This is a genomic window from Haloplanus rubicundus, from assembly GCF_003342675.1.
Lineage (GTDB): Archaea > Halobacteriota > Halobacteria > Halobacteriales > Haloferacaceae > Haloplanus > Haloplanus rubicundus.
Map to the genome: position 1 here is coordinate 1,856,407 of NZ_CP031148.1, position 23,229 is coordinate 1,879,635.

Annotated in this window: 24 protein-coding genes and 1 pseudogene; 17 read left to right on the forward strand and 8 right to left on the reverse strand. The window is 66.4% G+C overall.

From position 1 onward, the window contains the following. The first annotated feature begins 18 nt into the window (after positions 1-18). The 13 genes and pseudogenes from DU484_RS10405 (at position 19) to DU484_RS10465 (ending at position 12,023) form a co-directional block, all read left to right on the forward strand. Entirely contained in the window at positions 19-768 is a 750-nt protein-coding gene (locus tag DU484_RS10405; RefSeq protein WP_114585985.1) for an archaellin/type IV pilin N-terminal domain-containing protein, read from the forward strand. 75 nt (positions 769-843) lie between these two features. Next, complete coding sequence (locus tag DU484_RS10410; RefSeq protein WP_114585986.1) at positions 844-1,428, forward strand: DUF7500 family protein; 585 nt, start codon at positions 844-846, stop codon at positions 1,426-1,428. Between the two features lie 108 nt (positions 1,429-1,536). Beyond that, positions 1,537-1,896 carry a chemotaxis protein CheY gene (cheY, locus tag DU484_RS10415; protein ID WP_114585987.1) on the forward strand — a complete coding sequence of 120 codons (360 nt, stop codon included), beginning with the start codon at positions 1,537-1,539 and terminating at the stop codon, positions 1,894-1,896. Between the two features lie 2 nt (positions 1,897-1,898). After that, positions 1,899-3,125: a chemotaxis protein CheC gene (locus tag DU484_RS10420; protein WP_114585988.1), complete on the forward strand. Its 1,227-nt coding sequence runs from the start codon at positions 1,899-1,901 to the stop codon at positions 3,123-3,125. 1 nt (position 3,126) lies between these two features. Then, positions 3,127-3,627: a chemotaxis protein CheD gene (locus DU484_RS10425; protein WP_114585989.1), complete on the forward strand. Its 501-nt coding sequence runs from the start codon at positions 3,127-3,129 to the stop codon at positions 3,625-3,627. A 190-nt stretch (positions 3,628-3,817) separates the two neighbouring features. Then, positions 3,818-5,191: pseudogene (locus tag DU484_RS10430) on the forward strand (FlaD/FlaE family flagellar protein); the annotation flags it as partial. Then, on the forward strand, positions 5,178-5,618 hold the full coding sequence (locus DU484_RS10435; RefSeq protein ID WP_394338743.1) for a fla cluster protein FlaF: 441 nt from the start codon (positions 5,178-5,180) through the stop codon (positions 5,616-5,618). The pseudogene DU484_RS10430 and the gene DU484_RS10435, both read left to right, overlap by 14 nt. After that, on the forward strand, positions 5,619-6,065 hold the full coding sequence (locus DU484_RS10440; RefSeq protein ID WP_114585992.1) for a CARDB domain-containing protein: 447 nt from the start codon (positions 5,619-5,621) through the stop codon (positions 6,063-6,065). Beyond that, positions 6,062-6,820, forward strand: a complete 759-nt coding sequence (locus DU484_RS10445) for an ATPase domain-containing protein (RefSeq protein ID WP_114585993.1) — start codon at positions 6,062-6,064, stop codon at positions 6,818-6,820. The genes DU484_RS10440 and DU484_RS10445 overlap by 4 nt, the downstream gene beginning before the upstream one ends. Then, positions 6,820-8,493, forward strand: coding sequence for a type II/IV secretion system ATPase subunit (locus DU484_RS10450; RefSeq protein ID WP_114585994.1), 1,674 nt, complete (start codon positions 6,820-6,822; stop codon positions 8,491-8,493). Before DU484_RS10445 ends, DU484_RS10450 begins: the two co-directional genes overlap by 1 nt. Continuing rightward, the gene (gene flaJ, locus DU484_RS10455; protein ID WP_114585995.1) at positions 8,493-10,238 is read left to right on the forward strand and encodes an archaellar assembly protein FlaJ; all 1,746 of its coding nucleotides are present in this window, start codon (positions 8,493-8,495) and stop codon (positions 10,236-10,238) included. Before DU484_RS10450 ends, flaJ begins: the two co-directional genes overlap by 1 nt. Continuing rightward, complete coding sequence (locus DU484_RS10460; protein ID WP_114605860.1) at positions 10,231-11,100, forward strand: CheF family chemotaxis protein; 870 nt, start codon at positions 10,231-10,233, stop codon at positions 11,098-11,100. The genes flaJ and DU484_RS10460 overlap by 8 nt, the downstream gene beginning before the upstream one ends. A gap of 68 nt (positions 11,101-11,168) precedes the next feature. Next, positions 11,169-12,023: a DUF7504 family protein gene (locus DU484_RS10465; protein ID WP_114605861.1), complete on the forward strand. Its 855-nt coding sequence runs from the start codon at positions 11,169-11,171 to the stop codon at positions 12,021-12,023. A gap of 37 nt (positions 12,024-12,060) precedes the next feature. Here the strand turns inward: DU484_RS10465 and DU484_RS10470 are convergent, their stop codons facing one another. From DU484_RS10470 to DU484_RS10490, 5 genes are read right to left on the reverse strand one after another with little or no spacing between them, the layout of a single operon-like run. Continuing rightward, positions 12,061-12,927 carry a CheF family chemotaxis protein gene (locus tag DU484_RS10470; RefSeq protein ID WP_114585998.1) on the reverse strand — a complete coding sequence of 289 codons (867 nt, stop codon included), beginning with the start codon at positions 12,925-12,927 and terminating at the stop codon, positions 12,061-12,063. Beyond that, the gene (locus DU484_RS10475; RefSeq protein ID WP_114585999.1) at positions 12,924-14,141 is read right to left on the reverse strand and encodes a HEAT repeat domain-containing protein; all 1,218 of its coding nucleotides are present in this window, start codon (positions 14,139-14,141) and stop codon (positions 12,924-12,926) included. Before DU484_RS10475 ends, DU484_RS10470 begins: the two co-directional genes overlap by 4 nt. Before the next feature lies 1 nt (position 14,142). Beyond that, entirely contained in the window at positions 14,143-14,961 is an 819-nt protein-coding gene (locus DU484_RS10480) for a CheR family methyltransferase (protein WP_114605862.1), read from the reverse strand. Positions 14,962-14,965: 4 nt separating this feature from the next. Then, the gene (cheA, locus tag DU484_RS10485; protein ID WP_114586001.1) at positions 14,966-16,927 is read right to left on the reverse strand and encodes a chemotaxis protein CheA; all 1,962 of its coding nucleotides are present in this window, start codon (positions 16,925-16,927) and stop codon (positions 14,966-14,968) included. Then, complete coding sequence (locus DU484_RS10490; RefSeq protein ID WP_114605863.1) at positions 16,924-17,985, reverse strand: protein-glutamate methylesterase/protein-glutamine glutaminase; 1,062 nt, start codon at positions 17,983-17,985, stop codon at positions 16,924-16,926. The genes cheA and DU484_RS10490 overlap by 4 nt, the downstream gene beginning before the upstream one ends. A 243-nt stretch (positions 17,986-18,228) precedes the next feature. Here DU484_RS10490 and DU484_RS10495 point away from each other — a divergent pair, with 243 nt between their 5' ends. Together DU484_RS10495 and DU484_RS10500 are read left to right on the forward strand one after the other, a co-directional pair. Beyond that, complete coding sequence (locus DU484_RS10495; RefSeq protein WP_114586003.1) at positions 18,229-18,666, forward strand: chemotaxis protein CheW; 438 nt, start codon at positions 18,229-18,231, stop codon at positions 18,664-18,666. Positions 18,667-18,852: 186 nt separating this feature from the next. Further along, positions 18,853-19,452, forward strand: coding sequence for a HalX domain-containing protein (locus tag DU484_RS10500; protein ID WP_114586004.1), 600 nt, complete (start codon positions 18,853-18,855; stop codon positions 19,450-19,452). 3 nt (positions 19,453-19,455) lie between these two features. On the opposite strand, the gene DU484_RS10505 is transcribed toward DU484_RS10500, so the two are convergent. Beyond that, positions 19,456-19,884 (reverse strand): universal stress protein, encoded by a 429-nt coding sequence (locus tag DU484_RS10505; RefSeq protein ID WP_114586005.1) that lies wholly within the window; start codon positions 19,882-19,884, stop codon positions 19,456-19,458. A gap of 127 nt (positions 19,885-20,011) precedes the next feature. Here DU484_RS10505 and DU484_RS10510 point away from each other — a divergent pair, with 127 nt between their 5' ends. Then, positions 20,012-20,653, forward strand: a complete 642-nt coding sequence (locus DU484_RS10510; protein ID WP_114586006.1) for a halocyanin domain-containing protein — start codon at positions 20,012-20,014, stop codon at positions 20,651-20,653. Between the two features lie 221 nt (positions 20,654-20,874). On the opposite strand, the gene DU484_RS10515 is transcribed toward DU484_RS10510, so the two are convergent. Then, on the reverse strand, positions 20,875-21,813 hold the full coding sequence (locus tag DU484_RS10515; RefSeq protein ID WP_114586011.1) for a thiamine-phosphate synthase family protein: 939 nt from the start codon (positions 21,811-21,813) through the stop codon (positions 20,875-20,877). Positions 21,814-21,915: 102 nt separating this feature from the next. On the opposite strand from DU484_RS10515, the gene DU484_RS10520 reads away from it, so the two are divergent. Then, positions 21,916-22,260, forward strand: a complete 345-nt coding sequence (locus tag DU484_RS10520) for a cupin domain-containing protein (protein WP_114586012.1) — start codon at positions 21,916-21,918, stop codon at positions 22,258-22,260. A 9-nt stretch (positions 22,261-22,269) separates the two neighbouring features. Here DU484_RS10520 and DU484_RS10525 read toward each other — a convergent pair whose 3' ends face one another. After that, entirely contained in the window at positions 22,270-23,229 is a 960-nt protein-coding gene (locus DU484_RS10525) for an NAD(P)-dependent oxidoreductase (RefSeq protein WP_114605864.1), read from the reverse strand.

Sequence of the window (23,229 nt, forward strand, 5' to 3'; positions counted from 1 at the left end):
TCGGGGGACACACACAAAATGTTCGAAGAACGAACGGAGAGGGGGCAGGTCGGTATTGGGACGCTCATCGTGTTCATCGCGATGGTCCTGGTCGCGGCGATCGCGGCCGGCGTCCTGATCAACACCGCCGGCTTCCTCCAGACGCAGTCAGAACAGACCGGCCAACAGAGTAGCGCACAGGTCACCGACCGGCTCGAACCCGTCTCGAAAACCGGGAACGTGTCCGCGTACAACCGTACGTACACCCTTGACAACGGCTCGGTCGTCAGTCCCGGTACCGAGAACGCCACGTTCGTGGGCGTCGAAACCGGCGACGACAGGAATCTCTCGGCGGCGAACCAGTCGCTAGCGGTTCACGAGGTGTCACTGGTGGTCCAGAAGTCACCGGGGGCGAGCGACATCAACATGAGCGCGACCACGTTCGAACTCGTCGGACCGGACGGCACCGACCGCTTCGCGTTCACCAACGAGGACGTGATCAACCGATCCGACGCGTCCGGGCCGGACGACCGGACCCGTGCGCTTCAGGACGACGACAACTCGCTCAACGAGAGTCGAGGTAGCGGCCTCATCCTGAACAGCCGGACCGACCGGCTGGTCGTCACGCTCGATTTCAACGAGACGGCCAAAGACGATACGTTCGTCAACGGGCCACTCGACTCCGGCGAGACGGTTACGCTCCGGATCAACACCGAGAGTGGTGCGACGAGTATCATTCGCATCCAGGTGCCTCAGTCGCTGTCCGGTGAGGAATCCGTCGAGCTGTAATCTCGCGGCCAGCGCACCGCTGCACCACGGAATCTTTATGTTTTCACTCCCGAAAGTGGTAACACTGCTCAGGGTATGCCATCCGACTCAGACGACTCCGTCTCGGAGCGCGGCAAGGTTCTCACCGAGGAGGAGTTAGACCTCACCAGACACGACAACGTCTCCGAACTCGACGACGGTCGATACGTCGTCTCGACCGGCAGCGGTCCGACCAGCGACGAGGCGACGGAGGCTCGCGAGAACGTCCGCGACGCCCTCGACGACGACCCCGGCGACAGCGCCGCCGACGACGAGCCGGAGATCACCGAAATGGACGTCAACGCGTGGCTCGAAGACTACTTCCGCGAAGCCGACGCCCAGTACGGGTTCCACGCCACGGCCAAGTTCGACGACGGGGTCAGCCGCCACCAGGTCGTCTCGAACGACGTGGTCACCAGCTTCGAGTCGCTGTTGATCTGGTACGCCCAGCACGTCGGCGGCGGGACGCCCGTCGAGGACGTTCTCGGCATTCTGCTCGCGGAGTCGAGCGTGTCGGTCCGCTACCCGGTCCGGACGCTCACGGGGCTGCTCAAGCGCTACGACCTCGACCGCGACGACTCCATCGGCGACCTGCTCGAAGCTGTCGCCGACGAGGAGGCCGTTGCACTGTCGCCGGACTGATCGGAACGGCCGTCTCCGCTCGCCCCGCCAATCCGCCGCCCGCACCCGTATCAGTACTGAGAATCGCGCCCGAGTCTTTATTTGCCGAGTCGTGAACGTTCGGAACAGATGCCACCGCAAGTGCTACTCGTCGACGACTCGGATTTCATGCGCAACCTTCTGCGCGAAATCCTCGAAGAGAACTTCGAGATCGTCGATGAAGCCGAAAACGGCGTCGAGGCCGTCGAACTTTATCGGGAGCACGATCCCGATCTGGTGATGATGGACATCGTGATGCCGATCCGCGACGGGATCGAGGCAACGAGCGAAATCACGGGGAGCGACCCCGACGCGAACGTCATCATGTGCACCAGCGTGGGTCAGGAAGAGAAGATGAAAAACGCCGTGAAGGCCGGTGCGGACGGCTACATCACGAAACCGTTCCAGAAGCCGAACGTGCTGGAAGCAATCGACGACGTCGTGGCCTGACGATGCGTGTCGATATTCAGTCGCTCGGCACCTACAACCGCCTCGCACAGGAGGGGGCGGAACACGCCGCAGCGTCGCTGACGGGGATGACGGGCATCGAGACGTACGTCGACGTGACCAACGTCACGCTCATGTCGAAACGTGACGTGGAGGACGTCTTCGGCGGGACGGAGTTCGTCGGCGTCCAGATCGGTCTCGGTGGCGGGCTCTCCGGCGAGACGGCGCTCGCGTTCGACCGCGACAGCGCCGCGAGCATCGTCGACGTCCTCGTCCCGGGGGCGAGCGCCGGCGACGACGACGAGTTCGACGACATGGCACGGAGCGGGATCAACGAGATCGGCAACATCATGATGGGTGGCTTCGTCGACGGCTGGGCCGACTACCTGTCGACGAGCGTCGACATGACGCCGCCGACCTACGTCGAACGCGACGGCACCGACGTCCTTCCCGAGGGTGCGCTCGACCGCGCCGAGGAGGAACACGTCTTCGTCTTCGAGAGTCAGATGACGGCCGTCGACGAGGAGATCGACGCCTACATCTACATGTTGCCGGAGTACGGCGCCTTCGCGGAGATGCTCGAGGCGAGCGACGACCACGACGACGCCATCCCGATGGACAAGCTGACGGTCTTCGACGAGATGACGCGGCAGGGCGCCGAACGCGCCGCCGAGAACGTCTCGTCGATGACGGGCATCGAGACCGACGTCGACGTGAGTCGACTCAGCTTCGTCCCTATCGAGGACGTCCCGAACACGGCACGGGACGAGGTGTACGTCGGCACGGTCATGGAGTTCAAGGGGACCCCCGGCGGCTACCTCGCGATCCTCTTCGACGAGCCGTCTGCGCGGACCATCGTCGACGCCACGGTGCCCATGGAACTGGACGAACCACTCGGCGACATGGGCGAGAGCGCGATTCAGGAGATGGGAAACATCATGACCAGCGGGTTCATCGACGGGTGGGCGAACGTCCTGCAGACGAGCATCGACCACACGCCGCCCGAACTGGTTCACGACCTGGGGACGGCGATCCTCAGCCCCATCGCGGGTCGGCTCGGCCAGTCACAGGAGTACGCGTTCCTCATGGACTCGACGGTCGTCACGCCGGAAGGCGAGTTCAACTGCGAGATATACGCCATCCCCGACGAACAGAAGCTCAAGGAGGCCCTCGACGCCCTTTTGGTCGAACGGAGCGACCAGCTCGAAGCCAACCGAGAGTCGCTCTTCTAACATGAAGACCTACGGCGGGACGTCGGCGTCGGGCCGGACCCGCAAGCGGGTCGGCATCGCTGATTTCGCGGTCACCGCGGACGGGGCCGTCCTGGCCACCAGCGGACTCGGCTCCTGTCTCGGGATCGGTCTCCGCGACGGACGGGCGGGTGTCGCTGGCCTCATCCACGTCATGCTGCCGACGGCGCCCGAGGACCCGCCGAACGTCGCCAAATACGCCGACACGGGCATCGACGCCGTGTTGGACGCGATGTGTGCCGAAGGGGCGTCGCCGGACCGCGTCCGGGCGAAACTCGTCGGCGGGAGCGCCATGTTCGAGTTCGACAGTCAGGACGAACCCATCGGTGAGCGAAACGTCGCGGTCACCCGGGCGACGCTCGACCGACTCGGCATCCCCGTCGACGCCGAGGACGTGGGCGGCAACTCGGGGCGGTCGATTCGGTTTCACGGCGACACCGGAGATCTCCGTATCAAATCCGCCGGAACCGAACGTCGGATCTGAAACCAATCGCCGACAGCGGTCGGAGCGAATCACGCGTCAGCGCCCCGATACGCGAGCGACGACGGTTGACAGACATCCGTCATACACGTATCAGAATTGATAATTGAAGGACAACGATTAAAGTACGGCACGCACATAGGGAACACGATAGAATGGGTTCGACGGGTTGTCGGGTGACGGGAGGGACCGCATGGAACTCCTAGAGCGGTTCCTCGGCGGTGACGACGACGACGGCAGCGACGCCGAGGGCGACGACGACATGTTCTTCGAGGAGGACGACGACCTCGACGACTTCGGCGGCGACGACTTCGGCGGCGACGACGGACTCGGATTCGACGACGGCGACGACGGCGGCGGCGCCGCGACCGCCGAACTCGAAGGCCGGATCGACGAACTCGAAAACGAGGTCGCCAGCCTCTCCTCGACGGTGAGCACCATCCGCAGCGAGAACGAGGAGATCAGCAACACCGTCGAGGACGTGGAGGAGAACGTCCGCAAACTGCTCGACATCTACGAGATGGTCACCCGCGGCGTCAACCCCTTCGTCGACGACGTGCAGGCCGGCGGCGGTGGGTTCGACGGCGGCGGCGGGTCGCTGGGTCTGTTCGACGACGAGGACGAGGAAGACGAAGCGGATCTGGACGACGACATCGCCGGCGCCGACGCCGAGGACTTCTTCGACGACGACTTCCTCGACGAGGAAGAGGACGACGATTTCGGCGACTTCGACGACGCGAACACCGATACCATGTCCGACGATTCCGACGACGGAGACGATTCCGGGAAATCGTTCGAGGAACTGAAAGACGAGTACGAAAGCGGCGACGCCGACTGGGCCGACGACGGGGACGCGACCAACGGCGACGCCGCCGATATCGAGGACGGCGACGACTTCGGTGACCTCGACGGCGACGACCTGGGAGGCATCGACGACGGCGACGACGACTTCGGTGGTCTCGGCGACGACGACTTCGAGGACGACGGCGATTTCGGGGACGTCGACGACGACTTCGAGGACGACGACGGCGATTTCGGGGACGACGACGGCGACTTCGGGGACGTCGACGACACCGCCGACGTCGAGGCCGACCCCGCGCCCGCCGAGATGGCGGCCGACGGGGCGACGGCAGCGGACGAGTCGGCGGCGAGGGCGGACGAACCGACCGACGCGGGCGACATGCAGTTCGCCGCCAACACGATGATGCAGGGATCGGGCACGTCGAAACCCTACCTGGAGACCGTTCCGTCGGGCTACGTCGGCGACCTCCTCGTGATGGAGTGGCTCGAATACCTCGTCGAGGAGGGCGACGTGGAGGATGCGGCCCGGGCGGTGGAGTACTACCGACGCATCCAGTGGGTCGGCGAGGATGCCGCGGACGAACTCCGCGATTTCCTCGTCGGCTTCGGCGAACTCGACGCGGACCGGGAGGTGACCGGCGCCCCGTCGACGCTCGCCATCGACCACCACGTCGCCAGCCTGCGCTACATCAGCCGACTGACTGGGTCGACCGCCGACTCGGTCGTCTTCGACTGCTGGAGCGGTGGCGGAGGTGTCCCCTTTGGGCTTTAGCGTCAGCGGGTCGGCCGCGATCATCTTCGTCGGTATCTTCCTCGCCTTCTCGACGGCGTACACCGCCTCGGCCAACGGGTTCGAGCGGGTGAACGACGCCCGATCCGCGGTGGACGAGGAGGCCCTCGAACGGCAGAACACCGCCCTCACGGTGACGAACGCCACGTACGACGCCGGCACCGACACCCTGACGGTCGAGGCAGTCAACGAGGGATCGACGACCCTCGACGTCGCGGCCGTCGACCTCATCGTGGACAACGCGTACCGAGACGACTTCACCGCGCGGACCGTCGGCGGCGACAACTCGACGGCGCTGTGGCTCCCCGGCGAGCGCCTCCACCTCGAAGTGAACGCCACGACCCGCCCGAACCGCGTGAAACTCGTCTCCGGTCCCGGCGTGGCCGACGTGGAGGTGATCTGAGTGGCCAGCGTCTCCGCCTCTCACCTGATCCTCTTCATCGCGAGCCTCGTCATCGCCGCGGGCGTCGCCGGCACGTTCACGCAGGGCATCTCGCGGCTGAGCGATGGTATCGACGACCAGAGCCTCGAAGTCTCGGAGGAGGTGCGCACCGACATCGAGGTCATCAGCGACGCGGGCAGTCCGGTCTACAACAATTCGACGAACACCGTGACGCTCCTCGTGAAGAACACGGGGACCGCCAACATCCCGGCCGACTCACGGTTCATCGAGATACTGGTCGACGGCCGGTACCGGACGAACGTCACGATCACCGTCGTCGACGGCGAGACGTGGCAGCCAAACAACGTGATCCGCCTCGAAATCAACGGGACGGACCTCTCGCCCGGCGACCACCGGGTGAAACTGATCGTCAACGGCGACGAGGAGGTGTTCAGGTTCCGCACATGAGTGGGACTGGTTCCAACCTGCTGTCGCTCGGATTGGAGGATCACGACCGCCTGAACAAGGAACTCGGCGGCGGCGTCCCCCGCGGGAGCATCGTCCTCGCCGAGGGCGACTACGGCGCCGGCAAGAGTGCCCTGTCCCAGCGGTTCACCTACGGCTTCTGCGAGGAAGGCCACACCGTGACCTACCTCTCGACGGAGTTGACCACCCGCGGGTTCATCGACCAGATGCACTCGCTGTCGTACGACATGGTCGACCATCTACTCGACGAGAACGTCCTCTTTCTCCACGCCGACTTCGACACCGGCGGCCGCCTCTCCGACGAGGGGGAGGGCGAGCGCAAGGAACTCCTCAAGCGTCTGATGAACGCGGAGATGATGTGGAACTCGGAGGTCGTCGTCGTCGACACCTTCGACGCCATCCTCCGTAACGACCCGAAGTTCGAGGCGCTGGTCCGGCAGAACGAGGAGCGCCAGGCCGCCCTCGAGATCATCGGCTTCTTCCGCGACGTCATCTCGCAGGGGAAGGTGATCGTCCTGACGGTCGACCCCTCCACCGTCGACGAGGAGGCCATCGGCCCCTTCCGCTCCATCGCCGACGTGTTCCTCGAACTCGAGATGGTGGAAGTGGGCAACGACGTGCGCCGGCAGATTTCGGTCAAGCGGTTCGCGGGCATGGGACAGCAGGTCGGAGACACCATCGGCTACTCCGTCCGCTCGGGGACGGGGATCGTCATCGAGAGTCGTAGCGTCGCATAATGACAGAACTCGGAACCGCCACCCCCTCGGACGAACTGAAACAGATCGCGGCCAACAGGCCCCACCTGCGCGACCACCTCAAGAAGTTCAAGCAGATCACCGGCGAGTTCCCCCTGCTCATCGACGAGCCGACCAGCGACTACGAGACGAGCCGTCCGAACGTCCTCTATCCCATCGGTGGCCCCATCTACTGCCACATCTACGGCGACCTGGGACAGGACATGAAGTACTACGCCATCGAACCGTCGCTCTCCGGCGACGAGCAGAGCCTGTTCGCGAAGATCCGTGACGAGCTCCTCGACCGCAGCGTCAGCAAGGCCGTCCCGGAGGAGGAGTCGGAGTACGACGACCGGATCGAGGAACTCCTTCAGGAGACGACGACCATCGAACAGGATCGGAGCGGCCTGCGCTACTGGATCGACCGCCTGCTGGACTTCCTCGGTCTCAGTAACTACCGCGTCAGCGAGCAGACCTACGAGAACATCCGCTACCGGCTCAACCGCGACATCGTTGGCCTCGGCCCGCTCGAACCGGTCATGCGCGACCCGGCCAACGAGGACGTTCACGTCATCGGTCCCCACCAGTGCTACGTCGACCACGGTACCTACGGCCTCATCGAGACCACCGTCGACTTCGGGACGCCGGAGCAGTTCGACTCCTGGATCCGGAGCATGGGCGAACGCATCGGCGACCCCGTCTCCGACTCCAACCCTATCGTCGACTCCACACTCCCCGACGGCTCGCGTCTCAACGTCATCTACTCCGACGACGTGAGCGTCCAGGGGCCGAGCCTCACCATCCGCCAGGGCGACGAGACGCCGCTCTCGATCAACCAGATCACCAAGTGGGGGACGCTCTCGCCCGAACTCGTCGCCTACCTCTGGCTCTGTCTGGAGAACGAACAGACCGTCTTCGTCGTCGGCGAGACGGCCTCCGGGAAGACGACGACGCTCAACTCGATCATGTCCTTTATTCCCCGGGACTCGAAGATCTACACCGCCGAGGACACCGCCGAGGTGCTCCCGCCCCACGACACCTGGCAGCAGTTGCTCACCCGCGAGGGCGGCGGCGAGGAGAACTCCGACGTGGACATGTTCGACCTCGTCGCGGCCGCCCTGCGCTCTCGCCCCGACTACATCGTCGTGGGCGAGGTCCGTGGCGAGGAGGGGCGGATGGCGTTCCAGGCCGCCCAGACCGGCCACCCCGTCATGCTGACCTTCCACGCCAGCGACATCGTCTCGATGATCCAGCGGTTCACCGGCGACCCGATCAACGTCCCCGAGACGTTCATGGACAACGCCGACGTGGCGCTGTTCCAGAACCGGGTGAAACAGGGCGACGACGTGCTCCGGCGGGTCACGAGCGTCCAGGAAATCGAGGGGTACTCCAAGGAGATGGACGGCGTCGTCACCCGGCAGGTGTTCAGCTGGGACCCCGTCGAGGACGAAATCGTCTTCCAGGGCATGAACAACTCCTACGTCCTCGAAGAACAGATCGCTACGCTCCTCGGCTACGCCGACACGCGTGACATCTACGACGACTTGGACTTCCGGGCGCGACTGGTCGAGCGCATGATCGAGGAGAACATCCTCGAGTACCACGAGGTCAACGAGGCCATCAAGTCCTTCCAGCGCGACGGTGTCGAGGGGCTCCCGTTCGATATCCACAAATAATGGCGTCCGAACCGACCGCGGAGAACGGCACCGGCATCACCGCCTCCGAGACGGTCGCGTCCATCGTCGAGGCGTACGAGCGCATGGACATGGAGATGTCGCGGTATCTCCTCTTCATAGTCTTCCCCTCCGTCCTCTTTTTCGCCGGCACCGTCGCCGTCGCCGTCCTCGTCGAGTTGCCGCTCTCGGTGCGACTCCCGATACCCCTCCTCGGTGGCCTCGTTCTGTTCGCCGCCGTTGCCTACCCGAAACTCCTCGTCAGTCAGGAACGCGTCGAGATGGAGAACCAGTACCACCTCCTGATGACGCACATGACCGTGCTGTCGACGACGAACATCGACCGCATGGAGGTGTTCCGAAAGCTCGGCGAGGAGGAGGAGTACGGCGCCCTCGCGGACGAGATCAATCGCGTCGTCCAGCTCGTCGACACCTGGAACCAGAGCCTCGACGACGCCTGTCGTCGCCGCGCCCGGAACATCCCGAGCGAACCCCTCGCGGACTTCTTCGACCGGCTCGCCTACACCGTCAACGCCGGACAGGAACTCAGCGAGTTCCTCCTCAGTGAACAGCAGGTGATGATTCAGAACTACGTGACGATGTACGAGAGCACGCTCGACAACCTCGAGGTCATGAAGGACCTCTACCTGTCGATGGTGCTCTCGATGACGTTCGCGCTGGTGTTCGCCATCGTCCTCCCCATCCTGACGGGGACGGACCCGACCATGACCGTGGGAGCGGTCATCGTCCTCTACGCGTTCGTCCAGACCGGCTTCTTCCTCGTCATCCGGACGATGTCGCCCTACGACCCCATCTGGTACTACCCCGACGACGTGCGCCCGGAAGGGGAGTGGTCGATGATCGCCAGCCTGGCCGCGGGAGCCGTCCTCTCCGTCGTGCTCGTCGTCCTCGTCGCCGGCGACCTGTTCGGTGGCGTGCCCGGGCTGACCGACCTGCTCCCCGTGTCGTCGATTCCCCGCCCGCTCTACATGGCCATCCCGGTCACGCCGCTCGCGATTCCGGGCGTCGCCTTCCGCGTCCAGGAGGAGCGCATCAAATCCCGCGACGACGAGTTCCCGAGTTTCATCCGGGCGCTCGGTGCGAGCGAGACGGCGAAGCAGTCGACGACGACGGCGGTGCTCAAGACCCTGCGCAAGAAGGATTTCGGTCCCCTCACCGAGGACGTCGACGACCTGTTCAAGCGGCTGAACATGCGGCTCGAACCGGACCGCGCGTGGGACTACTTCACCGCCAACACGCGCTCCTACCTCATCCAGAAGTTCAGCGAGATGTACCTCGTCGGCAGACAGATGGGCGGCGAGCCGAAACAACTGGGTGAACTCATCAGCGAGAACATGAACCACGTCAACCAGCTCAGACAGCAGCGCCAGCAGGCGACGGTGACGATGATCGGCCTCCTCTACGGTATCACCGCCGCCTCCTCTTTCGCCTTCTTCATCGGGTTCAAAATCGTCGACATCCTCGCGGGGATGTCGCTCGACCTCACGGCGAGTTCCCAACTCAACGTGGGGCGGCTCATCCACACCCAGGTGTACGACCTCCCGCTCATACAGTTTCTCCTCCTGGGCGTGGTGATGATCAACGCCGTCCTCTCCGCGCTCATCATCCGGACGGTGGACGGCGGCCACAAGGCAAACGCCCTCCTGCATTTCGTGATGCTGACGTGGATCGGCTGTGCCGTCGCCGTGCTCACCATGTCGGTCGTAGGAGGGCTGTTGAATGTCTGAGCGCGTCATCGCGGACTTCGTCGGCCACTTCTTCGTGACCGACATGAACCGCGATGACCCCGTCCGCGGGCGGATCGTGATGAGTCGGAAACGCCTCGTGCTCGTCGGCGACGACCACAAGGTGACGGTGCCCACCGCCGCGATGTTCGACATCGCCGTCGGGCACGTCCCGCCCGAGATGCGCTCGTTTTTCAGCGACTCCGTCACCGTCGCCTACCGGACCGACGAGGGACGACGCATGGCCGTCGTCGAAGCCGAGAGCGAGACGGTCGATAAGTTCGCCACAGTCCTGTTCAAAGCCCACCTGAACGGCCGGACGGTGACGGTCGAACACCCCGCCGAGCGTGGGGGACGCGTCGTCGACTCGGCGATCCGCAAGGCGAAACTCTCCGTCGACGACGGCGCCCTCGCGTTCAACGGCCCCGACGTGGACTTCGCCATCGATCTGGCGACGGTGACCGACTTCGAGAAGGAGACGCGGACGCTCGGCGGCGAGTCCCGACCGGCGCTTTCGGTCCGTCACGTCCCGGGACGGACCGCCCTCCTCTCGGTCGTCGCCCTCCCCTCCGAACGCGTGATGAACCTGCTCGGCCGCTACTTCCGCTTGGAGTACAGCGACATCGTCGAGGACTTACAGGACGTATCGCTCTCCGACGAGGAAGTGCAGGTGCTCGTCGCCGTCTACTCCGCCGGCGAGGGCGTCGATCCGCTGGAGGTAGTCGCCGCCGACGCCAGCCAGACGACGATGGTGCTCAATGGCCTCCGCGAGAAGGGTCTCGTCGTCGACGGCGACGGCGGCACGGCGCTGACGCCGAAGGGTCGGGTCGTGATCAACAGCCGGCTGGAGGAAGTGAACGCGTGACGCTCCCGTCACGCGCCGGCCGGCCACGTCGAACGCGACACGACCGATCGGTGGGAGGCTGATCGACGGTGGTCTATCGATGGCGGTGTCGAACGTGTACGTTTAGTCTCTGGGCGGCGAGCGCCGACGCCGCGGCCGAGGCGATCAGGTCCCACCTGTTCGACCACGCCGAATCGAACCTCCGCCGTGACGACCTGCGGACCGTGTGGCGGTGTCCGCACTGTGGGGCGCAGGGGGAGACCTACGCGGGCGACGGTGCGCTGGAGTCGTTCAAGTCACACTTGTTCGGCCACGTGGAGTCCCAAATCGAGGCCGATGCCCACGTCGTGGACGCCGTCGGCGGCACCGGCAGCGTCCTCGTGCTCGCCCCAATCGACTGCGACGCGGCGGCTAACGCCCGCGCGCATTTCCTCTCCCGGGGCGACGCTGCGGTCGTCGTCACGGCGGACCCGGCCGCTCGTCTTCGACTGCTGGATCGTAAACTCCCCTCGTGGCCGGCCTCGACGACCCTCGTTACGACGGCCGCGGAGCCCCTATCCGGGCTCGATGTCGATCCACCGACCGAGCTGGCGGTCGTGACGGTCGACGGCCAACCGGATCTGAGCGGCGTCGGCGAGACCCTCTCGCGGACGATCCAATCGACCGAGGCACGCGGCGCGCTCTCCGTCGAGTTCGACATCCTCACCGAACTGGTCGATACGTTCGAACTGCAGACGGTGTTTCGCTTTCTCCATCTCCTCTCGTCGCGGCTCGAACAGGCGGGCGCGCTCGCGCACTACTACCTCGACCCGCAACGGGTCCAGCAGGCGAGCATCAACGTGCTCGAACAGGTGTTCGACCTGGTGATTCGGGCCGACGGTGCGGTGTTTACGTCCGAGTCGGTGAACCGGTCGAGCAGAACGCGTCCATCGACGCCGTCCTGACCGGGCTCTCAACGGACAACGAGTTCGGCCGGCCGCGTTACTGATCGTTCATCGCTTCGCTGGCGATGTTGCGCCCGCGGGCGTTGAGCGCGACTTCGCGGCGCACCCTGATCTCCTCGACCACTTCGAGTTCGAGGAGGCGGTCGAACACCGACTCAACCTCGTCGACGTCCATCCCGAGGAAGTCGGGCACCTCGAACGGCGAGACGCCGGAGTAAAGCGCCATCAGCACCTCGTTTTCTCGCTCCGAGAGGTCGACGCCGATTTCGCTCCGGCTCTCGCCTTTCCGGAGCAGGGTTTCGAGGATCGCACACCGGCGTTCGGTCCCGGAGATGTACGTCTGGACGCTGGTCCCCTCCTCGCTGTGCTCGACTTCGAGCACCTGCCGCTTCTCCTCTCTGACCGACCGCTCGTTGGCCTCCATCGAGCCGATGTCGTCGAGATCGATCTCCACGAACGACCCGTCGGCGACGGCGAGGGCGACGGCCCCTTCCTCGATTTTCAGCCGCGCCTTCTCCCACTCGGCGTCGGTGACGACGCCTCCCTCGACCGCCGGGTGGCGGGCGAGGACCATCTTGCGGTCCAGCAGCGCCCGGTAGAGCATCCGCTCGAAGGATTCGGGGTCCTCCGCCGAGACGAGCACCACGTCGTCGGTCGCCAACTGGAGGCTCACGTAGCCCGACACCTTCGCCACCAGTTGGTTCACGTCCGTCCGACCGTCGAGGCTCCGAATCTTGGGGAGTGGGATCGTTCGCTTCCCGCCGTTGCCCGCGAGGATCAGCCGCTTGTTCGACAGCAGGATACGCCCGCCGGTCCACTCCGCGTCGTTGAGTTCGCGGCCGTCCTTGACCACCTGAGTGAACTTCCCGCGGGTGTCGACGACCTTGCGTTCGCCCTCGCTCATCGACGCCCTCCGAGTTTCGACAGCGCCGCGAAGGCCTGTTTGCGGACCTCCTCGTCGTCGGCCCGATCCAGTAGTTCCTCCAGTTGCTCGCGGGCACGCTCTCCGCCCACCTTGCCGAGGACGAACACCGCCTTCGACCGGGCCGCCTCGGTGCACTCGGGGTCTTCGAGCAGGGCGAGCAGTTCGTCTTCCACCCGCTCCCCGTCGAGTTCGACGAGGCTCGTCGCCGCGAACTGGGCGGTCGTGCCGTCGTCGGCGTCGAGGGCGTCGACCAGCGCCCCGACGGCGTCGTCGATTCCCTCGTCGCTGGCGACGCGACCGAGGAGCCACGCCACGTTACGCCGCTCGCGGGGTTGGCTGCTCTCTTCTAACAGTTCGACGAGCGGGTCGACGACGCTGCGGTCGGCCGCGCCCAGCCGGTCCACGACCGTCTCGCGGATGCGGTGGCTCTGCTCGGTCGGTGCGGACGCGAGTAGTTCCACGATGGAGAAGACGGCCGCCCGCCGCACCACGTCGCTGTCGTCGTCGAGCGCGCCGATCAGCGGGTCGATGGCTTCCGGACCCCGATACCCACCCAGCGCCATCACCGCCGCGTAACGCACCTCGTCGTTCTCGTCGGCGGCGGCGTCGAGGAGGGGTTTGAGCGCCCGGTCGGTGCCGATGGCGGCGAGGGCGTCGGCGGCCTCCCGGCGCACCTGTCCGACCGGGTCGTCGAGGCGCGCCCCGAGCGCGTCCGTCGCCCGTTCGTCGCCGATGGCGCCACAGGCCCGCGCGACCCGGGCGCGAACCCGCGGATTCGGGTCGTCGAGCGTCTCGACCAGCGCCGGGAGCGCCCCGCTATCGCCGAGTCGGCGAAGCGCGTTCGCGGCCGCCATCCGCAGCTCCGGGCGGTCGGCGGAGAGCGTCTCGACGAACGCCTCGGCGCGCACCCAGTCGGCGCCATCCGCGCCGTCGACTCCCGCCATCTCCGCCACCAGTCGCTCGATGGCCTCGCTCCCGATGGCGTCGAGGGCGTCGATGGCGGCGCCCCGGACTGCCTCGTCGTCGTCCTCCTTGGCCGTCCGGACGAGGGCGTCGACCGCCTGTGGCTCGTCGTCGACGACGTCGCCCAGAATCTCGGCGGCCCGCTGCCGAATGGAGGGGTTGTCGCTGAGTTTCAGGTGATCGAGCAGGGAGTCGGTGTCGCCGTCCTTTTCGAGCTGGTAGAGCGACATGTCAGGCTCGCCGGTAGACGCGCCGCCGTTTGTCGACCGTTTCGACCGCGTCGCGGCTCTCCCGCGGCAGCGTCTCCGTCATCCCGATGACGAGGTAGCCCCCCTCGCGGATCGAGGAGAGGACGGTGTCGACGACCGCCCGCTTCGACTCCGTGTTGATGTAGATGAGGAGGTTCCGACAGAGCGCGAGGTCGACGTCCCGCTTCGGCTCGTCCGCGATCAGGTCGTGCTGTTCGAAGGTGACGAGCTCTTTCACCGCGTCGCGTACGGCGAACGTATCGCCCTCGCGGTCCACGTACTGCTCCGCGTCGTCGAGCGGTTCGAGTTCGGCCGCCACGTCGCGGGTCTTCGTCGTCCGGTAGACGCCCTCGCGTGCCCGGTCGAGGACGTCTTCGTTGATATCCGTCCCCACGATGTCGAGTCGCCGGGTGCGAATCTCGTCGTCGTCGAGGGCGAGCATCGCCAGCGAGTACGACTCCCGCCCGTCCGAACAGGGGGCGCTCCACACCGTTGCCCGGCCGCGTCCGGCCGTCACCTCCCGCAGGGCGTCCCGGATCGGCTCCCACGCCTCGGGGTTGCGGTAGAAGCTGGTGACGTTGATCGACAGCGAGTCGAGCAGCGCCGTCGGCTCCTCCGGGTCCGAGCGAACCAAGTCGAGGTAGTCCTCGTAGCTCTCCACGTCCCGACGGCGCATCCGGGCCGAGATCCGGCGGTCGAGATACGACTCGTTGTAGTACGCCGACTCGAAATCGAGGTCCGTCGAGAGGTGATCGAGCAACCGGTCGAACGCCTCGTCCTCGGTTGTGGGGTTCGGGGTCATCGGCTCACAGGGTCACCACGTCGAGGATCGGAACGATGTTTCCGTCGCCGAGGACGGCCGTCCCGCTGAGCCCCGGAATGCCGCTCAACACGCCCTCCAGTGGCTTGACGACGACTTCCTCCTGTTTGTTCACGCTGTCACAGCGGAGCGCGGCCCGCCGTTCGGATTTCCGGATGCGCAGGAGCATGCCGTCCCCGTTTTTCGTCTCGCTCGGCACGTCGAGTTCGGCGGCGAGGTCGACCACCGGGTAGATGTCCTCGTCGTGTTCGATCATCGGCTGTTCGTTGATCGTCTCTATCTCCGGGATGCGGCTCACCTCGTCGATGTTCTTGATCGGGACGCCGTACTCCTCCTCGCCGACCTCGACGAACAGGACCTTGACGATGGCGACGGTCACCGGCAGGCGCAGGGTGACGGTCGTTCCCTCGCCCCGCTCGCTCTCGACGTTCACCGAGCCGTCGAGTTGTTTGACCGTGCTGTGGACCACGTCCATGCCGACGCCGCGCCCGCTCACGTCCGTCACCTCGTCGGCGGTGGAGAAGCCGGGATGGAACACGAGGTCGTACACCTCCGAGTCCTCCATCGAGTCGAGTTCCGCCTCGCTCCGGACGCCCTTCTCCAGCGCCTTCGTTCGGAGTTCGTCCACGTCGAGGCCGCGGCCGTCGTCCTCGACCGTGACGGTGACGTGGTCGCGCTCCCGCTTGGCCCGGAGCTCGATGGTGCCTTCGCGGTCCTTGCCCGCCCGTTCGCGCTCCGCGGGGGGTTCGATGCCGTGATCGACCGCGTTGCGGAGGATGTGCATCAGCGGATCGCTGATCTCGGTGAGGATGGTGCGGTCGAGTTCGATGTCCTGGCCCTCCATCCGGAAGTCGATCTCTTTCTCCTGTTCGCGGGCGAGGTCCCGGACCAAGCGCGGGAACTTGCTGATCACCTTTCGCATCGGGATCAGCCGCATGTCCATCACCGTGTTCTGGAGATTGCCGGTGATCTTATCGAGTTCGCCGAGCGTGTCCGTCGCGCCCCCCACGTCGCCGTCGTCGACGGCGCGCCGGAGTTTGATCCGGCTGGTGACGAGCTGTTCGACCAGCCCGTGCAGGTCGTCGAGTTGGTCCACGTCGACCCGGACGGAGCTGATTTCCCGGGAGGAGCCGTTGGTCTCGCCGCTCGTGCGGTCCTCGCTGTCGTCGCCGTCGTCGCTCGTCCCGTCGTCGTCCACATCGTCGTCGGCGTCGAGGTCAGCGGCGTCGTCCGCCACTCCCTCGTCTTCGACGCCCGCCTGCGAGAGCGTCGCGTCCTCGATGGCCGAGACCCTGTCGAGCGTCGCCTCCAGTTCGTCGGCCGTCGTCGAGGCGACGACGAGGTCGAACTCCTCCTCGTACTCGCCGTCCTCGATACTCTCGGGGTCGGGCGTCGCGTCGACCAGATCGCACTCCTCGCGGATGGCTTCGAGGACGAGCATCCCGTCGACGCCTTTCATCTCCGAGTCGCCCACCTCGACGGTCACCTCGAAGGTGTCGACCTGGTCGGCGTCGTCGTTCGCGTCCGTCTCGGCGTCAGCTTTCGCTCCCGTGTCGTCGCCAGTCGCGCCGCCGGCCTCGATAATCGTTCGGATGTCGTCTTCGAGGTCGGCCGTCTCCACGTCGACGGTGCCGTCCTCGTCGATGGACTCGACGGCGAGTTCGAGACGGTCGACGCCGGCGAACACGAGGTCCATCACCTCGGGCGTCACGGCCATCTCTCCCTCCCGGAGCTCGTCGAGAAGGTCCTCGATGGCGTGAGCGAGGTCGCTGGCCTCGTCGTAGCCCATGGCCCCGAAGTTACCTTTCAGGGTGTGGGCGGTCCGGAAGATGTCGTCCATCGCCTCGCGGTCGTCGGGATCGGACTCCAGCGCCAGCAGCGAGTTGTTGAGGTCGGTTAGCTGTTCCTCGCTCTCGTGGACGAACGCTTGGACGTACTCTTCGCTCATGCGTTGACCTCCAGTGTGATCGCGTCGAGAATCCCCTCGGGCACGTCGTCACCCGCGAGCACGTCGTCGACGCAGCCGCGCTCGATGGCGCGTTTGGGCATTCCAAACACCGCCGAGGACGCCTCGTCCTGGGCGATGACGTGGCCGCCGGCGTCGGCGATGGCCTGTACGCCGGCGGCACCGTCGGCACCCATGCCGGTGAGGACGACGCCGACGAGCGGGTCGTCGACCGTCTCGGCCGCCGAGCGCATCGTCACGTCGGCGGCCGGGCGGACGCCGTGTTCCGCCGGGTCCTCGGTCAGTTTGATCCGGAGTCGCCCGCCGCCGGCGCCGGCGACGACGAGGTGCTTGCCGCCCGGGGCGACGAGCGCCTCGCCGCCGCCGATTCGGTCGCCGTCTTCCGCCTCCCGCACGTCGTACTCGCTCGCGGCGTCGAGGCGGTCGGCGAACCGCCCGGTGAACGCGTCGGGCATGTGCTGGACGACGATGACCCGGAAGTCGGCGTCGCGGGGGAGTCCGGCAACGACCCGCTCGACGACCGTCGGCCCGCCGGTCGAGGAGGCGATCAGCACCGTCCCGCCGTCCCGATGGTCGCCGTCGGTCGTCGCCTCGGCCGACCGGGACCGATCCGCCGTCGACGGTCCGCCGCCCACGTCGGCGCCGGCGACGGCTTTCACCTTGCGCACGAGTTGGTCTTCCTTGCTCGACATCCGGGTGCTGACCTCGCCGCCGGGTTTGGTGAAGAAATCGACCGCCCCCTTCTCCAGCGCCTCGAAGGTCACGTCGGCGCCGTCCGCGGTGTGGGCGCTCAGCATGAGGATCGGTGTCGGCCGTTCGGCCATGATGCGCTCGACGGCCTCCAACCCGTCGACCTCCGGCATCTGCAGGTCCATCGTCACCACGTCCGGTTCGTGTTCGAGGACGGCGTTCACGGCCTCGGCGCCGTCCGCGGCGGTGTCGACGACCGTCACGCCGCCGTCTTCGAGCATGTCCGAGAGCATCGTCCGCATGAAATGAGAGTCGTCGACGACGACGGCTCGCGGCGTCGGTCGACTCATCGACGGGTCGCCCCGCTGTACGACCGGTAGGTCGCGACGGCCGGCCGTTGCCCGTCGGTTTCCGGGGGGGTTCGTCCGATCATAGGTTAGTCCTTGGTTCCGGCAGAACTGAAATAAATACACCGGCACGGTTATCAGATCGGATAATGCAACCAGTACGCTTAACCCCGATTTGACCGACGGATCGTGTATGGAGCCACACGGGGCGCGGGATCGACGCGACGCCGAACGGGGTGACGAACGATGAGTGAGACGACGGCCCGCAGTCGGACCGTCCAGTTACTCGAGTTCGAACTGGGCGACGAGTCGTACGCGGTCGACATCGCACACGTCGCCGAAATCGTCGACGTGAACGACCTCACGGTCGTTCCCAACTCGGCACCACACGTCGAGGGCGTGATGGATCTGCGGGGCAAGACGACGACCATCGTCGACCCGAAGGCCGTCTTCGGCATCGACGGCGACGGCGCGCGAAAGCGGATCGTGGTGTTCGACCGCGAGCGAACCGCCGACGGCAAGTCGGTCGGCTGGATCGTCGACGAGGTAGAGCAAGTCGTCGAGGTCGACCGGGACGACGTCGAGTCGTCGCCGGTCGACGACGGCGACGACGCGGTCCGTGGCGTCATCAAGCGCGAGGACGACTTCGTCATCTGGGTTCGCCCGACGGTCCTCGATGCGTAGCGCCCGCGCCGCCGATCTTATATCAATGTCGATAATTCGGCCAACACATTCATATGCTGGGAGCCGAACCGAACAACCGAAGATTCGCCGGCGAGACGCCGACTTCGGCGCTTTCCGGCTCCCCGGCTCTCCGACCGCGGCGACCCGTGCCCGTCGGCGCGCCACACTCGATCAAGGATCCCGAACATGACGACCACGCTCTCGGACGCGACAGTGCTCATCGTCGACGACGAGCAGTCGCTGGCGGACCTGTACGCCTACTGGATCGACGAGTTCGCCGAGGCCCACACGGCGTACGACGGGACCGAGGCGATCGAGAAACTCGACGACGGGATCGACGTGATGCTCCTCGACAGGCGGATGCCCGGCCTCTCCGGCGACGAAGTCGTCGAGGCCGTCGAGGAGCGCGGGCTCGACGTGCGCATCGTCATGGTGACGGCCGTCGACCCCGGATTCGACATCGTCGATATGGGCATCGACGACTACCTGATCAAACCGGTCGATCAGCCCGAACTCGTCGACACCGTCGAACGCATGGTCGTCCGGAGCTCGTACGACGATCAGCTGCAGGAGAAGTTCCAGCTCGTCGAAAAGAAGGTGACCCTCGAGGCGGCGAAGACACCCCACGAACTGGAAGAGAGCGAGGAGTACGCCGAACTGACCCGGCGACTGGAGGCCGTCGAGCGCGAACTCGACTCCGCCGTCGAGGAGTTCGACGACACCGACTTCTCGGTCGCCTTCCGGGAACTGCCGGACGGCGGTCCGATCGATTCGACCGAAGGGTAGTCGTTATCTGACGACCGTCACCGGTACCGGGGACCGCCGGACGACCGACTCCGCCACGCTCCCGAGGAGGACGCGCGTGACCCCCTGTCGGCCGTGGCTCCCGATGACGATGCCGTCGATGTCGTTGTTCTCCGCCCACTCGACGATAGCCCGGGAGGGCATTCCGATCACCGTCTCCGCCGTCACCGTCATGTCGTGATCGGCGGCCCGGGATTCGGCCTCGTCGAGGACCTTCTGGGTCCGCTCCTCGGCGCTCTCCTGGAGGTGTTCGAACGTACTCGGGGCCGCCTCGATGGAGCCGTAGCCCACGTCCGTCGGGTCGATGACCGAGAGCACCGTGATGTCGGCGTCGGGATACTCCTCGAGGGCGAACTCGAGGGCGGCGTCTGCGGGGTCCGATCCGTCTACCGGGACGAGCAGTCGTTTTGCCATACACCCAGTCCGTACGACACCCTCCTAAGCGTGGGGGATCGCTCCTCGTCGGTGGGAAGCGGGGCGGCAACGTCTCCTGCCCGGACGGGATAGTCAGGTTTTCGTAGGATGGCCCGTATCTCCCGGTATGGGAAGCGATCGTTCCGTCTCGCGACGTGGATTTCTGACGACCGTCGCGGGCACCGCGGCGACTGCGGCCGCCGCCGGCACCGCCACGGCGCAGGCGTCGTTCGACGGGTGGATGAGCGACGTCGGTAACTACAGCGAAGTCGCCGACGCGACCGGACAGGACGAGGTGAACATCACCGTCGGTGCGTCGGGCAACGGCGGGAACTTCGCGTTCGGCCCGCCCGCCGTCCAGGTCGACCCCGGAACGACGATCGTCTGGGAGTGGAACGGCGAGGGCGGCCAGCACAACGTCGTCGCCGAGGAGGGCGGCGAGTTCGAGAGCGAACTCACCGCCGAAGCCGGCTTCACCTTCGAACAGACTTTCGAGTCCGAAGGCGTGATCAAGTACTTCTGTCAGCCCCACCGCGCGCTCGGCATGAAGGGCGTCCTCGTCGTCGGCGCGATGCCCGACTCCGGCGGCGGCGGTGGCGGCGGTGGCGGCGGTGGTGGCGGTGGCGGTGGCGCCAGTGCCCCGGCCGTCCCGGACAGCGCCAAGTCACTCGCCGTCGGCCTGACGACCATGCTGGTGTCGGTGCTCGGTCTAGCCTACTTCTTCATCCGCTACGGCGGCGACTACGGCGAAGAGTTCGAAGGCGCCTGAGACGGCATAATCGTACGAGCCGCGTCGGTCCCGTCGACCGTTTCGACGCCGGTCACCTCGAAGCGAGCGCCGCCCGCCTCGCTCTCACCGATCCGAATCGACCAGCCGTGGCGTCGACCACGTCACGGACGATGGTGAGACCGACCCCTGTCCCGTCCGCTCCCGCCGAGTATCCCGCGTCGAATATCCGATCCGCTCGATTCGATATCGCGACATTCGGTTTACGGTTCACTCGGCGCTCGGTCACGGCCGCCGGTCCGGTCGACGATCCGCAGCGCTCGCTCGACGGCGTCGACCGCCCCCGTTCCGAGGACGTAGGTAATCGGCTCGACGCCGAACGCCCCCTCGTGATAGAGGACGCCGGGGACGCCGTCGGAGAACAGGTCGTCGAGGCGGCGGCGCCGGTTCTCGTACCCGGCGTCGAACGCGACGGGGTCCAGTTCGTCCGGGACGGCCGCCAGCAGTTCGTCGCTGGTCGCGAGGTTGACCGCCCCACGGACGGTCGGATCGGCGCTCGTCGCGGCCAGCACCGTCGTGGCCACGTGGTGTGACGCCCCGAACTCGGGGTTCGCGGGCACGTTGACCCGCCCCCGCATCGCGTGGATGCGGCCCGGGACGGCGGCCACGTCCGTCTCGTCGGCGGCGTCGGGTAGCGCCATCGCCACGTTCGTCCCGACGTTCGGGACGTGTGCGAGCACGCCCGTCGCGTTCGCAAACTGTCGGACGGCCCGCCGGACGTTCGACAGCACCTCGCGTTCGGCCTGTACCGCGGTGTCGCGCCCGCGCACGCAGAGATCACACCCCAGCCCCGCGAGCGCCGGCATCTCCTCCTCGTGGATCGCACAGATCGGCCCTCGATCCTCGAACGCACGGACGAGTTCCAGCAGTTCGGCCAGCGCCTCGTAGTCGTCCATCGTGCCGGCGTCGAACCCCTCGGCGATGCGCTCGACCGTCGCCTGCGTCCGTGGATGATCGAGGAACCGCTCCTCGCCACGGCGCTCGCCCGCGAGATACTGGCTCACCGCCGCCTGTGAGACGCCGAGACGGCTGGCGATTTCGCGCTGGGCGAACCCCCGATCCGACAGCTCCGCCGCGAGCATCGACCGAACCGTCGGCAGAAATTTGTCGACGACGATTTCGCTCGGCAACTGCACCGTCACGGTTCCACCTGCTGCCCGTCCATACCGTTCACTCGTCGGGCCGGGCCTTAATTCTCGGCCGGCGGCGGTGCCCTTTAGACGACGCCGCGCCACACTCGGCCCATGCAACCCGTCCCCTTCGACGAGGCCGAGACGTACGAACCCGACGAGGGCTGGCGCCGGGTGTCGCTGGCCGGTAGCGACCGATTCACCTTCGAGTGGTTCGAGAAACCGCCGGGTCACTCCTCGCCGATGCACGATCACGAGAACGAACAGGTCTGTCTCGTCCTCCAGGGCGAGATGACCGTCTACACCGAGGACGACGAGGTGACCCTCGGCCCGTACGACTCCGTCCATCTGGAGGCCTGGGAGTCCCACCGGGTCGAGAACACGGGCGACGAACGCGCCGTCGGCCTCGACGTGTTTGCGCCGGGGCGCTCCTTCGACTTCTGGACCGACCGGGAGTAGGCCGAGCCACTATCGCTCGGCCGGCGTCGCCGTGTAGCGCTCGGGGGCCCCCGAGCCATCGAGCATGCCGAACACGTTGTCGACGAGCGTCCGGACGATGTCGACGCGCGTCTCGGTCGTCGTCGCGGCGACGTGTGGCGTCGCGACCACGTTGTCGAAGTCGTGGAGCGGCGAGTCGGCCGGGAGGGGTTCGGTTTCGAACACGTCGAGGCCGGCGCCGGCTATTTCGCCTCGCTCCAGCGCGTCGATCAGGGCCGACTCCGAGACGATAGGCCCCCGCGCCGTGTTGATCAGGATGGCCGAGTCCTGCATCCGGGCGAACGCGTCGGCGTCGATCAGATCCCGCGTCTCGTCGGTCAACTCGGCGTTGACGGTGACGATGTCGCTCCGCGAGAGCAGGTCGTCGAGATCGGTGAGTTCCGCACCCGTCACGTCGGTGTCCTCCTCGAAGACGTAGGGGTCGTACGCGAGGACCTCCATATTGAGGCCGGCAAAGAAGGCGGCGACGCGACTGCCGGCGTCGCCGAAGCCGACGATGCCGACGGTCCGGCCGTTGACCGTCGTGTTGAGGTCGGTCTCGTCGCGCCAGCCACCGGCTTCCAGCAGGCGGTCGTTGTGGACGATGTCCCGGGAGACGGCGATGGCGAGGCCGAGGGTGTACTCCGCGACGGCGGCGGCGTTCAACCCCGGCGTGTAGGTGACGCCGATGCCCAGGTCCGCCGCCGCGTCGAGGTCCACGTTGTCGATGCCGGTCCCGATCTTGCCGACCACCTGCAGGCTCTCGGCCGCCGCGAGCACGTCGTCCGTGATCGGGAGGCGAGAGGTGGTGAAGAGCACGTCCACCCCGTCGAGGGCGTCGACGAGGGCGGCTTCACTGGCCTCGACGCCGACGGTCAGGTCGAGGCGGTCGTCCACCCTCGTTTCGAGCACCGCAAACGGCTGGACGTCCTGATCGACGAGTGCCTTCAT